Raw genomic sequence first — 13,419 nt, 5'->3', positions numbered from 1 at the left:
GGTCGGCTCACTCTGCGTTCTTGGCTTCGGCGCCTTCGGCTTCGAGCTTCTGGATGTACGCGACGATGTCGCCGACGGTGCGCAGACCTGCAAGATCCTCGTCGGGGACCTTCACGCCGTACTTGTCTTCGGTCTGAACGGCGATCTCGACCATGGACAGGGAGTCGATATCGAGGTCGTCCACGAAGGACTTGTCAACGGTGACCTCGGAAGGCTCGATACCGGTGACCTCCTCCACGATCTGGCCGAGTTCCGCGATGATTTCTTCCTGAGTGTGGGCCACTGGTGTGGCTCCCTTCTTGATCGATTGAGGTGGGGTGAAACGTCCGGCCGCCGTTCGGGCTGATCGGCCGGGTGGGCGTCCGAGCTAGGTCAGCTCGGACAGTGCGGAGATATCCTCCGGGTTCTTGAGGGCCACCGTCGGTGTGCCACGCATTTCACGCTTGGCAATTCCGACGAGGGTTCCGGCCGGCGGGAGTTCCACGATCGCGCTGACTTCTGCTGTCCGCAACGACGCGGAGCAGAGGTCCCAACGAACGGGGCGGGTTACCTGCGCGGCAAGCTTGGTGAGGGCGTCGGCGCCCGAGGAGACGGGTGCGCCATCCGAGTTGGAAAGCAGCGTGCGCGTCGGATCGGAAGGGGTGATCTTGGCGGCAGCAGCTGCGACGGCGTCCTGCGCAGGCGCCATGAAGCGGGTGTGGAAAGCTCCGGCGACGGGTAGTGCGCGGACTCGGGCCTTTTCGGGTGCGTTTGCTGCGAGTTCTTCGAGCGCGGTGAGCAGTCCGGCCGCCACGATCTGGCCGGCCGCATTGCGGTTGGCTGCTTCCAGCCCGAGTTCTTCGATTCGTGCGAGCACTTCGGCTTCGTCTCCACCGAGAACGGCTGACATGCCCGTGGGCTCGAGCGCACAAGCCTTGGCCATCTCGGCGCCACGGAGGGCGGCAAGCGCGACCGCGTCGTCAGCGGAGATAACACCGGCGACCGCAGCAGCGGCAAGTTCACCCACCGAATGGCCGGCAGCGATGACGTCGGCGCCGAGGAGCCCACGTGATTCGATTTCCTCGTATGCCAGCAGAGCAGCGGCAACGACGAGGGGCTGGGTTACCGAGGTGTCGGTGATTTCTTCGGCGGTCGCGGTCGTGCCGAGTCGGACGAGGTCCAGGCCGGCTGCCTTCGACCACACTTCGAGGCGGTCTTGTGCTCCGGGCAGTGCCAGCCAGGGGCTGAGCATGCCGGGTGTCTGAGAGCCCTGTCCCGGGGCGAGCAACGAAATCACTTATTAAGAGAACACCGCCGCGAGCGACCTGCGAGATGTCGGTCGCGATGAACTCTGGCGAAGTGTTTTGTAGGGTTCCCACAAAATCCCACGTCGCGCTCGGCCATCGAAATTGGACGCTCAGGGGTTACAGGTTTGTTTGTCCGGATGTTAAAGATGTGACTGAAGTAACCGAATTGTTCGATTTGAGATCGATTTGTGTCAATCGGCCCACGGTAGCGGCGATCCGTAGTACATACGCGTCGCGTGGATTCGTTGGATCCCGGCCGGTAACTTCGGCGATTCGCTTCAAGCGGTACCGAACGGTATTTGGATGAACAAACAGAAGACGTGCACAAGTCTCAACCGCACCTCCACAGTCGAGATAACTGTCTAAAGTATCGGTCAAGACTGTGCCGGATTCAGCTAAAGGTGCGACGAGGAAATCGCGAAGAGCCTTCACGGCAGCGGCGTCTCCCAGTAGTGCCCGTTCCGGGAGCAGTTCAGTCGCGAAAACGGGACGAGGTGCGCCGCGCCACCCGGCAACAGCCTTGATTCCCGCCAGAGCTTCGGACGCACTGAAGTGCGCTGCGCTCAACGAGGGTGTCGTCGGGCCGATCACCACCGGCTCGTCGGCGAAACTCATGAGCAGGTCTTGAAGGAATTGGCTGCCTTCCGTCTTACTGCTCAGCTCGCCGCTGACGATCATCACCAGTCGCGGACCCTGCACCACGGCGAGAACAGCGCGCCCGTGCGCGGCGGCAGTCGCGTGGACGGTGCCGGCAACCGAGACCCGCTCGTCCGGCGGGGGAGACCCGACGATGACGGTGGCCGGAGCCGTGGCATCCCAGTTCAAGGTGGCGGCGCGAGAGAGCATGTCCGAGCCGGTGTCTCCCTGCACGACGGCGTCGACGACGAGCGCTTCCAGTCGCGTGTCCAGGGCACCCCGCGACTCGGCAGCGCTTGCGTACACCGTCGCTGCTGCGAAACCGAGTTCACGCCCGTAGCGCAGGACGGCTTCTGTCAGCGCGATCAGCTGCTGATCGTTGCGGGCGAGAGCCGGCAGCCATTTCTCGAAGAACTCCATCGCCACCCGGACCATGTCGACGGTCTGGCGCAGCGTGAGCTGTCGAGCAAGATCCTGAGGGATGACCGGAAACGACTCGTATCCGAAGCTGATCTCCGAGTCGAGTTGCCGCAGCCATTCCAGGAAATTCACCACCGACGTCTGCACCAACAGTTGAACGTCGGCGCGTTGCGAAGCGTCGAGACTGTCGAAGAACGGAAGCTGCTCCTCCATCACGGTCACGGCCTCGGTGGAGAGCCGGCCGGAGAACTGTTTGACGCGGCGGAGCAAGGCTTCTGGAAGTGGATCGCGAACCTGACGACGGCGGGCGAGTACAGCCTGCAACCCGGACGACTGTGGTCGAGTGCGGCGTACGCCCTCTTCGGGTTTCTCGGGATCAGGTTCGGGCATGAGAAAAACCTACGCCCATCGCCGCAGCGGATGTCGAGATGACACCCGCGGCGATGGGCGTAGGTCTGTTTTCGATCGCTGGGACTGTTGCCCTACGACTTAGGCGCTACCGGTGTCCCCGGTCTGCTCGGGAGCAGCATTCACGTCGTCGATGCGGTATCGGCTCGCTGCTTCGACGGCCTTCGACCGCTCGATCGATCCTTCCTTCGCCAAACCGATCAGCACGGCAACGACGATGGACTCGGCATCGACGTTGAAGTAGCGACGCGCTGCAGTGCGGGTGTCGGAGAACCCGAACCCGTCCGTGCCGAGCGTGGTGTAGTCGCCGGGAACCCACTGACGGATTTGATCCGAGACCGCCCGCATCCAGTCCGAAGCCGCGACGACGGGGCCTTGGGCCGAGGACAACGCCGTGGTGACGAAGGGAACCGGAGCATCCTCGGACGGATTGAGCAGCGCCTGACGTTCGCACTCGACGCCTTCGCGGCGCAGCTCACCCCAGGACGTGACCGACCAGACGTCGGCCGAGACGCCCCATTCGTCGGCGAGCAGCTTCTGCGCGCGCAGCCCCTCGGGCATCGCGACACCGGATACGAGGATCTGTGCCTTCGGGCCGGATGCTTCGGACGTCTTGTAGAGGTAGATGCCCTTGAGCAAGCCCTCGACGTCGAGACCTTCGGGCTCGGCCGGCTGAACGTACGGCTCGTTGTAGATGGTCAGGTAGTAGAAGATGTTCTCGCCACCGAAACCGTCGACGCCCTCGGTGCCGCCGTACATGCGGCGCAAGCCGTCCTTGACGATGTGCGCCAACTCGTACGAGAACGCGGCGTCGTAGGTGACAGCTGCGGGGTTGGTGGATGCCAGGAGCAGGGAGTGTCCGTCGGCGTGCTGGAGACCTTCACCGGTCAGAGTTGTACGACCGGCGGTGGCGCCGAGAACGAATCCGCGAGCCATCTGGTCGGCGGCCGCCCACAGGCCGTCGCCGGTGCGCTGGAAACCGAACATCGAGTAGAAGATGTACAGCGGAATCATCGGTTCACCGTGGGTGGCGTACGACGTGCCGACTGCGGTGAACGATGCCGTCGAGCCGGCCTCGTTGATGCCCTCGTGCAGGATCTGGCCGATCGGGCTCTCCTTGTAGGCGAGCATGAGTTCGGCGTCGACGGAGGTGTAGAGCTGCCCGTTGCGGTTGTAGATCTTCAGCGACGGGAACCACGAGTCCATACCGAACGTGCGAGCCTCGTCCGGGATGATCGGCACGATGCGCTTGCCGATTTCCTTGTCGCGCAACAGTTCCTTGAGGATGCGCACGATCGCCATGGTGGTGGCGACTTCCTGCTTGCCCGAACCCTTGCGGATGACGTCGTACGTCTTGTCCTCGGGGAGCTTGAGCGGAGCAGCGTCGGTGTTGCGGGAAGGCAGGAACCCGCCGAGTGCTTTACGACGGTCGAGCATGTACTTGATCTCGGGAGCGTCCGCGCCCGGGTGGTAGTACGGAGGCAGGTACGGATCCTTCTCGAGCTCGGCATCCGAGATCGGGATGTGCTGCATGTCGCGGAACGCCTTGAGATCGTCCAGCGTCAGCTTCTTCATCTGGTGCGTGGCGTTGCGGCCCTCGAAGTGCTTACCGAGGGTGTAGCCCTTGATGGTGTGCGCCAGGATGACCGTCGGCTGGCCCTTGTGTGCCATGGCCGCTGCGTAGGCGGCGTGGACCTTGCGGTAGTCGTGGCCACCGCGCTTGAGGTTCCAGATTTCCTGGTCTGTGAGGTCCTTGACCAGTTCCTTGGTGCGGGGGTCACGTCCGAAGAAGTGATCGCGTACGAACGCGCCGTCGTTGGCCTTGTACGTCTGGTAGTCACCGTCCGGCGTCACGTTCATCAGGTTGACGAGTGCGCCGTCGCGATCGGCGTGCAGCAGCGCATCCCACTCGCGACCCCAGACGACCTTGATGACGTTCCAGCCGGCACCGCGGAAGAACGATTCCAGTTCCTGGATGATCTTTCCGTTGCCGCGGACCGGGCCGTCGAGGCGCTGGAGGTTGCAGTTCACGACGAACGTGAGGTTGTCGAGGCCTTCGGTTGCCGCGACGTGAGCGAGGCCGCGTGATTCGGGCTCGTCCATTTCGCCGTCGCCGAGGAACGCCCACACGTGCTGATCGGTGGTGTCCTTGATGCCGCGGTCGTTGAGGTAGTGGTTGAACCGGGCCTGGTAGATGGCGTTCATCGGGCCGAGGCCCATCGAGACCGTCGGGAACTCCCAGAAGTCGGGAAGCAGCCGTGGGTGCGGGTAGGACGGCAGTGCGCCGCCGAAGTCGGCGTGGGACTTCTCCTGGCGGAATCCGTCGAGCTGTTCCGCGGGGATCCGGCCCTCGAGGAAGGCGCGGGCGTAGATGCCGGGGGAGGCGTGACCCTGGATGAAGATGTGGTCGCCGCCGCCGGGATGGTCCTTGCCGCGGAAGAAGTGGTTGAAGCCGACCTCGTACAACGCTGCCGAGGATGCATAGGTCGAGATGTGACCGCCGACGCCGACGCCCGGTCGCTGAGCGCGGTGGACCATGATCGCGGCGTTCCAACGGATCCAGGCGCGATAGCGGCGCTCGACCTCTTCGTCACCGGGGAACCACGGCTCGTTTTCGGTCGGAATCGTGTTGACGTAGTCGGTCGAAGTGAGCGCGGGGAGTGCGACATGCTTCTCACCGGCGCGTTCGAGCATGCGGAGCATGAGGTAGCGGGCACGCGTGGGTCCGGATCGATCCAGAAGTCCGTCGAATGATTCGAGCCATTCGGTGGTCTCGTCCGGATCGATGTCCGGCAGGTACGACGCAACACCTTCGCGAATGACGCGAACGCGACCGTCGGTTCCCCCCGGCGTATTCGACGCGGGCGAACCCGACTCGCCGGCGGCGCCGGAATCGGCGTTCTGCCCGGACGCGGGACCCTGGATCAGGTCAGACAACGTGTGCTCCTCATTGGTTTGGGGACGCGTGGTGGGGCGTCCTTACATAGGTGATCGAGGCCTTGTTAGGTCCGACGCACTTCCATCGTGAATATGGCGCGTACCTCATCTTTCACCATCCCGGTCGGTCCGGCACACCTCGCCTCTGGTTACTCTCGGGTAGCGTTTTTCGGCGTGACGCAGGGGTGTGATGGTTCCCCGTAGTCACAGGCTTGGGGGATCGATCGGAACGTATGAAGGGGTGGGAAAAAATAAACAAAGAAATCAATTACGGCAGGGTCGGGGCGTGGGTCTCGGTCGGATCGATCGCAGTGGGACTGTCGGTGATCGTGGGATGTTCGGCGGCGGTGACCGGATCGGCAGTACCCAATGAAGCGCACGTGGCTGCATACCAATCCGAGGTGAGTATTTCGATGGCCGCCGCGTCCTCGTCGAAAGCGGCGGCAGATGCGGCAGAGGCGGCGTTCGCGATCTGTGAGGAAGCGGTCTCTCGATCGAAAAACGACGTGGTTGCGTTCAATGCCTACGTCGACGCCGGAAATCATGGTGAGACCGACCTGAGAGCCGAAGCAAGCGCTGCTGCTTCCTCGGCAAGGGAGACGGCCTCGTGGTTCGACTCGGTCTCGAGTGAACTTCCGACGCAACTTTCCGGGCTGTTCGCCGAATTGGCCGCGAACCTACGTTCATCTGCTGTCGTGATCGAGAGTGATCATTCGGCCGATGAAATCAATTCGATCAGCGATACGAGCAATTCGATTCGCAAGTCGATCTTCGATGAATGTGGATCCCTGTGACCTGCGGTAATCCGCAGGCGTAAGGTTCGCCGAGTGTCAGAAGACGATCTTTGGTGAAAGTTTTCGGCGTGGTCGGCTTGCGCTAACGCCTCAGACCATGTTCGCTTTCCCTAATTGATCGTCAAACGGTAGGTGTGCGGGGTCGCCACACACCATCAACAAAAGGAGGACCCCACCGTGGTCGCCGCGGCGGATGCCCAGAACTACGCTCAGAAACTCGGGATTACCACTGACATGGTGGTGCAGGAACTGGGCTGGGATGAGGATACCGACGACGGCATTCGTGCCGCGGTTGAGGAAACCATCGGCGGGGAAATGCTCGACGAGGATTCCGACGAGGTCATCGACGTCGTGCTGCTGTGGTGGCGCGACGAGGACGGTGACCTGGTAGATGCTTTGATGGATGCCATCGGGCCCCTCGCCGACGAAGGCTTCGTGTGGGTTCTCACTCCCAAGACCGGTCTCGACGGACATGTCGAGCCCAGCGAGATCGCCGAATCGGCGCCGACTGCCGGCCTGACGCAGACATCGGCAGCCAACCTCGGTGACTGGTCGGGAAGTCGACTGGTTCAGCCGAAGGCTCGTCCGGCCAACAAGCGCTGACCCGGTCCTTTCCGCACTTTCCCAAGGAATCGCACATGCCTCTCGAAGTTGGTGCCCAGGCACCGGATTTCACCTTGAAGGACCAGAACAACCAGGAAGTCTCGCTCGCAGATTTCCGCGGTAAGAAGAACGTTCTGCTGGTCTTCTATCCGTTGGCCTTCACCGGGACTTGTCAGGGGGAACTCTGCAAGGTCCGTGACGAGCTTCCGAAGTTCGAGAACGACGACACCGCCATTCTCGCGATTTCTGTCGGTGCTTCGCCGACTCACAAGATCTGGTCAGCTGAGCAGGGATACACATTTCCCTTGCTGTCGGACTTCTGGCCGCACGGTGAGGTCGCTCAGAAGTACGAGGTGTTCAACGACAAGTTGGGCTTCGCGAATCGTGGCACCTTTGTCATCGACAAAGACGGAATCATTCGTTTTGCCGAGATGAATGGCCCCGGAGAAGCCCGTGACCACGGACTTTGGGCAAACGCGCTTGCCGCGCTAGAGTCTTAGAGCACTCCCGGTGAGGGTCTCACCGGGAGTTCGGGCGTGTAGCTCAGTGGTAGAGCTCTGGTTTTACACACCAGCGGTCGGGGGTTCGAAACCCTCCGCGCCCACCATGTTTCACCTGCGGTTTCACCGCGAGAAGCTCCGGCGGATCGCCCCCGAGAATCCCCGTCGGGCAATCCATCGGGTTAGACACCCCCGGAACGGCCCGCATCGCTGCCTCGCCCTGCTAGGGCTGTCGCTCGGCGCGCTCGTTCGCGCACCGCTGACAGCGAACCTGTTTGCCACGGTTCGGACCAAGTACGAAATCGTGGCCGAACAGCTTTTGATGGCCTCTGTTTCGCTCACACGCCCGACAGTTGCGCCACCCTTGTTTGAGCCTCGTGTTCTCCGGGGTGAACTCGTGACCGTGCGGACAGAACTGAGGCGTCGACCGCCTCGACTCAACGCAGACCAGACACCGGCGGGAAGTCGCCGGGCTGTCGGGGTCGATGACGTACTCGTGACCGTGTGTCGGGACGTGCTTGTAGTTGAGGCTGCAGATCGCGCAGTTGCGCTGTCCCTTCGCCGTGTACTCGGTCGTCAGGTCGGTGTACTCGTGCCCGTTCACGCAGTGGGTCCGTTCCGGCTTGGACCGGTGGCAGGTGAGGCACCTCTTCCGCTTGTCGGAGCCGCCGTCCGGGTCGGGCACGAACGAGTGTCCGAACTGGGGGATATGGCTTCGGTCCCAGATGCACTGCTGGCAGAACCGCTTTCCCTGGTTGTCGACTCGCTTGTTCTCCGGGGTGTACTCGTGGCCGTGTGGGCAGAACTGCGGCGTCGGCTCGTCCCTCTGTCGGCAGATCAGGCAGCGCCTGCGTACCGTGCTTGTGTTCTCCGGGTCATTCACGAATTCATGACCGTGCGTGGCGACGTGGTAGCGGTCCGTGAGGCACTGGCGGCACCTGCGATGCCCATCAGGGGTGTAGTCGGTGTTCTCGTCGTCGTAAGGGTGTCCCTCTGGGCAGGCGACGATGACGACGGCGGCCCTCCGAAGGTTCTCGGCGATCGTCACCGCCTCCAGGTGGTTCGGGTTGCAACACAATGGCACTCCGCACAAGTGGTCGATGGTGAGGTTGTGCGCCGACCCCTCGCCGTTCGCCAGCTCGTAGGCAAGACGGTGGGTCTGGACGACCCGGCCACGTCGTTTCTGTCCCGGCACGCGTATGTAGATGCGTCCGTATCCCGCTGGGTGTTTGGAGCCGGTCCACACCAGGCAATCATCGGTCAACCCGTGAAACGATTGGCCGCGCTCCGACACCGGCTCGGGTACGAGGTTCTTCCTCAGCTTCACGTCCGGGGGATCCGCGATGCCCGTGACGCCGTGGCCGTCGATGTAAACCAGTCCCCGGATATGACCTGCCACGGTGATCAGTTCACCGCAGCCGCAGCCGCACCTGACCCTGTTTGCATCGCCGTACTTCCTCAACCGGTGGTAGTGCCCTTGGCACAGCGCTCGCGCGAAGCGTGGACGCTCACACCCTTCTAGTTCACACGGACTGCTCGTCGGCGTGAAGGGGGGTATCGCTAACACCGGCGGCGGCTCCACCTCCGCATCCGGCTCGTCGCCGGACAGAGTGTTGAATTTGCTGGCGTTGCACGTCCAGTGGGCGGCGCGGCAGTTCTCCATCGTGTGCGGCCCGCCCTTGGACAGCGGGATGACGTGATCGACGACCGGGGAAAGCGGGTCATGGGTGCCGCCGAGAATCCGGGGCGTTCCACGCAGTGGCTCGGGGATCGGCTCCCCGCACAGATGGCACATCCAGCCATCCCGCTCGAACACCTCGCGGGCGATGACGAGTTCGGTCTGGACGCCCCATGTTGTGGCACGGGCGACCATGTCCCGTGCCCGCATCAGTTCTCGTTTGCGCAGCTTGACGTGCTCCGGGCAGCGCTGCCGGCTCGGCCCTCGCCCAGTCGGGCGCGGGTCGAACATCACGTCGCAATCGGCACACTTCACCAGCAAGGGGCACCTCCGGTGCTCATTGCACCATCGGGGACCGACAGATCGCGGCAACGGCCACTCTGGCGTCAGTCGGCGGCGGGTGTCGCCGATCCACCATGACCCACCGGAAATGGCCCGCATCGCCCGCCGCCATTGCCTCCGAGCTGATGGCCGTGTACCGGTCGGTGTTGACCTTGTCGTCGTGGCCGAGCAACGCGGACCGGACCTCCACCGGCACCCCGGCCTCGGCCATGACCGACGACAGGGTGCCGCGTAGATCGTGCAGCCTGACCTTCGGCCGACCCGCCTCGGTGACCAGATAGCGGAACGTGGCGGTGAACCACTCGGGTCGCACCCGCCTCCCGTCTTCGTGCACCGCGATCAGACCGTCCTCGTCCACCCAGGCGGCACCCACGGCCAGCCGATCCTCAGCCTGCTGTCGCTTCATCCGCCGCAGCGCCGCGACCTCACGCGGGTCGAGGGGGACCACCCGCCGCGAGCGCTCGCTCTTCGGGATGTCGATGCGGTCCTCACGCGGGCCGAGGGCGGTGCGCGCCTGGCGGATGTGGACGGCACCGGCATCGAGGTCGACGGCGGACCACACCACGCCCAGCACCTCGCTACGCCGGAGCCCGGACAGCGAGAGCCACCAGGCACCCGCGAGCCGGTCGCCGTCGATGTGGTCGATGAAGCACTCGCGCTGCGGTCCAGACCACCAACTCGTGCTTCGTGGTGCGGGGTCGTGTCGCCAGCTTGGCGACGTTGCGGACCAGCAGCCCCTCGGCGACGGCGGCGTCCAGCACGGAGGTCGCGATCACGAGCATGTGCGTCGCGGTCACGGCGGACACCCCGCCCCGCCCTGGGTGGGTCGTGGGCGCACCGCTGGCGGCGTGGGTGCCCCTGGCGACCTTCTCGATCAACCCCGCCTCGTACAGCAACGCGAGGCGGCGACCGCCCGGCTTGCCGAACTGGTCTTCGACCTCGCGGTACCTGACCTCCTCGCGCTCGGTCACCCAGTCGAGCAACGCCTGCTGTTCCTCGGTCAGCTCGGTTCGCCCCCGGCGACCGCCCAGCCCGAGCCGGTCGGCCACCAGCTGGTCGAAGTCCGCCTTCGTGAGCGACTGGAGGGACCGGTCGCCCAGCGCCTCCACGACCGGGCGCAGGTGCTGCCTGTAGCCCGCGAGGGTGCCGGGTCGGACATCCCGCTCCCGCTCGCCGGGTACACGCGCGCCCGGTCGATGGAGGCCACCGCGACCGAGAAGGCCACCGCGACCTCGTGGACCTGGACGTCGTGGGCGACCGGCGAGCGGCCCGAGCTGCTGGAGGTCGAATCCCCGTCTGGCACGCCGTCTGGTTGAAACGGCCCGGTACACGCACCGGACGGGGGAGTGCGGCGAGGTACAACAGGCATCCCGACCTGTCCCCGAATCCGGTGTCACACAAGGAAATATCCCCGTCGGGGAGGTACAACCGAGTACGTTCGGGTACGCCCCCGGAGCCCATTTACACACCAGCGGTCGGGGGTTCGAAACCCTCCGCGCCCACCGAAGAATTCAAACCCCGATCTGCATGTCGATGCAGATCGGGGTTTTTCATTTCCGACAACGAATTGTCTTCAATACGCCATTCTGGACGCATGTCCAGTTCTGTGATCGAAGTAGCCGTCGACCCGAGGCGTGTGCATCCCACCCGTCCGCACATACATATCGCCGAGATGCCCAGTCTGAGTGTTGCGTTGTTCCCGGGGCAGACGATCCGGGTTCGCTCCCACGGTGACGCACCGGCGACCGGGGTTGCCCGTGTCTGGGAAATCAATCGCATGCACCGCTTGATCTATCTCACGATCGACTGGGACGGGTAGAGATCAGCTAGCGCAGACACGTGACGGTTCGCCAGAGAACGAGCGTCGCTGCTACAACTACGCTCGTGCAAATTTCGGTTCGTTCGTCCCAATCTCGATTCAGTGCGCGAGCCGCCGGCCTTCTCCTCGGCTTCGCTGCGGATCGGGTGTTCGCCGATCCGGGGCGGTTCCATCCGGTTGCCGGCTTCGGTACCGCAGCTATCGCGCTGCAGAAGATTTCCTACCGAGACTCGCGGACGGCCGGAACGCTTCATGTCGCCGTGCTCGTGGCAGGGACCGCGGGGCTCGGCCTCGCGGCCGAAACAGCGTCGCGCCGGGCAGGTTGGGTGGCCGTGACGAGTACGACGGCGTTAGCCACCTGGGCCGTGCTCGGCGGGACGTCGCTCGCACGCACCGGCGACGACATGGCCGCGCGGTTGGAGGCCTCCCGCGTCGATGGCGACCTGACGGAAGCGCGTGAGCTTCTTCCTTCACTGTGTGGACGTGATCCCTCGGTGCTTGGCGAGGAGGGCCTCACACGAGCTGCACTGGAGTCGGTCGCCGAGAACACATCCGATGCGAGCGTCGGCGCATTGTTCTGGGGCGCAATTGCGGGCGTGCCGGGTCTGTTCGCCTACCGCGCCGCCAACACACTCGACGCGATGATCGGCTACCGCTCCGAGAAGTACCTTAGATTCGGGTGGGCCGCGGCGAGGTTCGACGACTTGGTCAACATCGTCCCCGCTCGGCTGACAGGTGCGCTGACGGCTGCGTGTGCACCGGTGGTAGGCGGCTCGGTTCAGGAATCACTGGCGGCGTGGAAACGCGACGCAGCGGCTCATCCAAGCCCCAATGCGGGCGTCGCGGAAGCGTCGGCGGCAGGGGCGTTGGGCATTTCGTTGGGTGGTCGGACCGAGTACGCGCACGGGGTGGAGATGCGTCCCGTCCTCGGCCGCGGGCCTGTCCCGACGCCGAACGATCTGCGCCGCGCGTCGAGGCTTTCGTCGGCGGTGCAGATCAGTGCAGTTGTGGTGTCAGCGGGTATTTCAGCGGGTATTGCCGTATCGATCGGCAAGTTTGGCTTCCTGCGCCGTCAGCGGCACTGATTCCGGCTCCGGCTTCTTGCGACGGCTGAAGGTACGAGCCGGTTCGGCGGGGGGTGCGGCAGGCGCGGACACCGGCGCTTCCGGGGTCGTCTCGGCAGCGGCGTCGTCGGCTGCGAAACCGTCCACAGCTGCTTGAGCTGCCTTTTCCTTGCGACGTTCGCGCCACTCGGCGCGAATGAAGTAAGCCAGTCCGAGCGGCGCCATGATGCCGAACGCCAGCCATTGGAACCCGTACGAGAGGTAGGGGCCCGCGTCGAGTTGGGGGAGAGGGATCGTCCCCAGGCCGCCGGGCTGGTCGGGTTCGAGTTGGATGTACGCGTCGATCAGGTCCGTTCCGATGAACTCGCCGATAGGTTGTGCGTCGATCGAGTAGACCTGTTTCGCGCCGTCCTCGAACATCGGAACTCGGCCGGGCGCGGTGCCTTCCGACAGACGCACGCGACCGTTGAGAGTGACCGGATCGGTCGGCGGCGCGGCGATGGGCGGTGCCTCGGCGCCGTTGATCGGCCGAACGTATCCGCGATTGACGAGGATCGTGCGACCGTCGTCCAGGCGGAAAGGCGTCAGGATCTCGTACGACGGTGCGCCCTCGATGGACTGCAGTCGAACGAGGATGTCGGCGTCCGGCAGATAGGTGCCTGCCGCGGTGATGTTTCGCCATTCGTCGTCCGGTGCGATCGTCGAATCGGCGATGACATCACCGATCGGCACGGTCTCCGCGTTGATCGAGTTCGAGATCAGATCATTGCGGTGCTCGGTCTTCGTGTTCTTGCCGAGCTGCCACGGAGCGAGCACGGTGAAGCACAGGTAGGCGAAGAGCCCGACCACAGCTGCCAGTACCAACCAACCGGGCCGCAACAGGAATTTCAGTCTTCGCACACGTCCACGGTATCCGTTGCCCGAACGGGAGT

General features: G+C 64.1%; 14 protein-coding genes and 1 tRNA gene. 7 read left to right on the top strand and 8 right to left on the bottom strand.

Going from position 1 to position 13,419, the window contains the following annotated elements:
- Positions 1-7: 7 nt before the first annotated feature.
- The 4 genes from acpM to aceE form a co-directional block, all read right to left on the bottom strand.
- A complete protein-coding gene (gene acpM / locus RHP72_RS17590) occupies positions 8-283 on the bottom strand; it encodes a meromycolate extension acyl carrier protein AcpM (RefSeq protein WP_003941649.1) in 276 nt (91 codons plus the stop codon).
- Positions 284-367: 84 nt separating this feature from the next.
- Positions 368-1,276, bottom strand: coding sequence for an ACP S-malonyltransferase (locus RHP72_RS17585; RefSeq protein WP_064689135.1), 909 nt, complete (start codon positions 1,274-1,276; stop codon positions 368-370).
- Between the two features lie 127 nt (positions 1,277-1,403).
- Complete coding sequence (locus RHP72_RS17580; RefSeq protein ID WP_003941635.1) at positions 1,404-2,732, bottom strand: CdaR family transcriptional regulator; 1,329 nt, start codon at positions 2,730-2,732, stop codon at positions 1,404-1,406.
- A 99-nt stretch (positions 2,733-2,831) separates the two neighbouring features.
- Positions 2,832-5,687 (bottom strand): pyruvate dehydrogenase (acetyl-transferring), homodimeric type, encoded by a 2,856-nt coding sequence (aceE, locus tag RHP72_RS17575; protein ID WP_042445740.1) that lies wholly within the window; start codon positions 5,685-5,687, stop codon positions 2,832-2,834.
- A gap of 380 nt (positions 5,688-6,067) precedes the next feature.
- Here aceE and RHP72_RS17570 point away from each other — a divergent pair, with 380 nt between their 5' ends.
- The 4 genes from RHP72_RS17570 (at position 6,068) to RHP72_RS17555 (ending at position 7,691) form a co-directional block, all read left to right on the top strand.
- Positions 6,068-6,481, top strand: coding sequence for a hypothetical protein (locus tag RHP72_RS17570; RefSeq protein ID WP_223304496.1), 414 nt, complete (start codon positions 6,068-6,070; stop codon positions 6,479-6,481).
- Between the two features lie 177 nt (positions 6,482-6,658).
- Positions 6,659-7,084 (top strand): DUF3052 domain-containing protein, encoded by a 426-nt coding sequence (locus tag RHP72_RS17565; protein ID WP_003941575.1) that lies wholly within the window; start codon positions 6,659-6,661, stop codon positions 7,082-7,084.
- Between the two features lie 35 nt (positions 7,085-7,119).
- The gene (locus RHP72_RS17560) at positions 7,120-7,584 is read left to right on the top strand and encodes a peroxiredoxin (RefSeq protein ID WP_003941619.1); all 465 of its coding nucleotides are present in this window, start codon (positions 7,120-7,122) and stop codon (positions 7,582-7,584) included.
- A gap of 32 nt (positions 7,585-7,616) precedes the next feature.
- Positions 7,617-7,691, top strand: a tRNA-Val gene (locus RHP72_RS17555).
- A 116-nt stretch (positions 7,692-7,807) separates the two neighbouring features.
- Here the strand turns inward: RHP72_RS17555 and RHP72_RS17550 are convergent.
- The 3 genes from RHP72_RS17550 to RHP72_RS17540 all read right to left on the bottom strand — a co-directional run bounded on the left by RHP72_RS17550 (position 7,808) and on the right by RHP72_RS17540 (position 10,401).
- Positions 7,808-9,472, bottom strand: a complete 1,665-nt coding sequence (locus RHP72_RS17550) for an HNH endonuclease (protein WP_311093642.1) — start codon at positions 9,470-9,472, stop codon at positions 7,808-7,810.
- Between the two features lie 127 nt (positions 9,473-9,599).
- Positions 9,600-10,169: a tyrosine-type recombinase/integrase gene (locus RHP72_RS17545; RefSeq protein WP_311093641.1), complete on the bottom strand. Its 570-nt coding sequence runs from the start codon at positions 10,167-10,169 to the stop codon at positions 9,600-9,602.
- A 13-nt stretch (positions 10,170-10,182) separates the two neighbouring features.
- On the bottom strand, positions 10,183-10,401 hold the full coding sequence (locus RHP72_RS17540; RefSeq protein WP_311093640.1) for a hypothetical protein: 219 nt from the start codon (positions 10,399-10,401) through the stop codon (positions 10,183-10,185).
- A gap of 51 nt (positions 10,402-10,452) precedes the next feature.
- Here RHP72_RS17540 and RHP72_RS17535 point away from each other — a divergent pair, with 51 nt between their 5' ends.
- The 3 genes from RHP72_RS17535 to RHP72_RS17525 all read left to right on the top strand — a co-directional run bounded on the left by RHP72_RS17535 (position 10,453) and on the right by RHP72_RS17525 (position 12,508).
- The gene (locus RHP72_RS17535; protein WP_311093639.1) at positions 10,453-10,920 is read left to right on the top strand and encodes a hypothetical protein; all 468 of its coding nucleotides are present in this window, start codon (positions 10,453-10,455) and stop codon (positions 10,918-10,920) included.
- Between the two features lie 278 nt (positions 10,921-11,198).
- Positions 11,199-11,423: a hypothetical protein gene (locus tag RHP72_RS17530; protein WP_311093638.1), complete on the top strand. Its 225-nt coding sequence runs from the start codon at positions 11,199-11,201 to the stop codon at positions 11,421-11,423.
- 65 nt (positions 11,424-11,488) lie between these two features.
- Positions 11,489-12,508, top strand: a complete 1,020-nt coding sequence (locus tag RHP72_RS17525; RefSeq protein ID WP_311093637.1) for a cobalamin biosynthesis protein — start codon at positions 11,489-11,491, stop codon at positions 12,506-12,508.
- On the opposite strand, the gene RHP72_RS17520 is transcribed toward RHP72_RS17525, so the two are convergent.
- Positions 12,449-13,387 carry an SURF1 family protein gene (locus RHP72_RS17520; RefSeq protein WP_054186663.1) on the bottom strand — a complete coding sequence of 313 codons (939 nt, stop codon included), beginning with the start codon at positions 13,385-13,387 and terminating at the stop codon, positions 12,449-12,451. The two genes, RHP72_RS17525 and RHP72_RS17520, sit on opposite strands and share 60 nt — an antisense overlap.
- Positions 13,388-13,419: the final 32 nt, after the last annotated feature.

The organism is Rhodococcus sp. SG20037 (assembly GCF_031763325.1).
Taxonomy (GTDB): domain Bacteria; phylum Actinomycetota; class Actinomycetes; order Mycobacteriales; family Mycobacteriaceae; genus Rhodococcus_F; species Rhodococcus_F qingshengii.
This window is presented reverse-complemented; position numbering and strand designations above follow the sequence as displayed.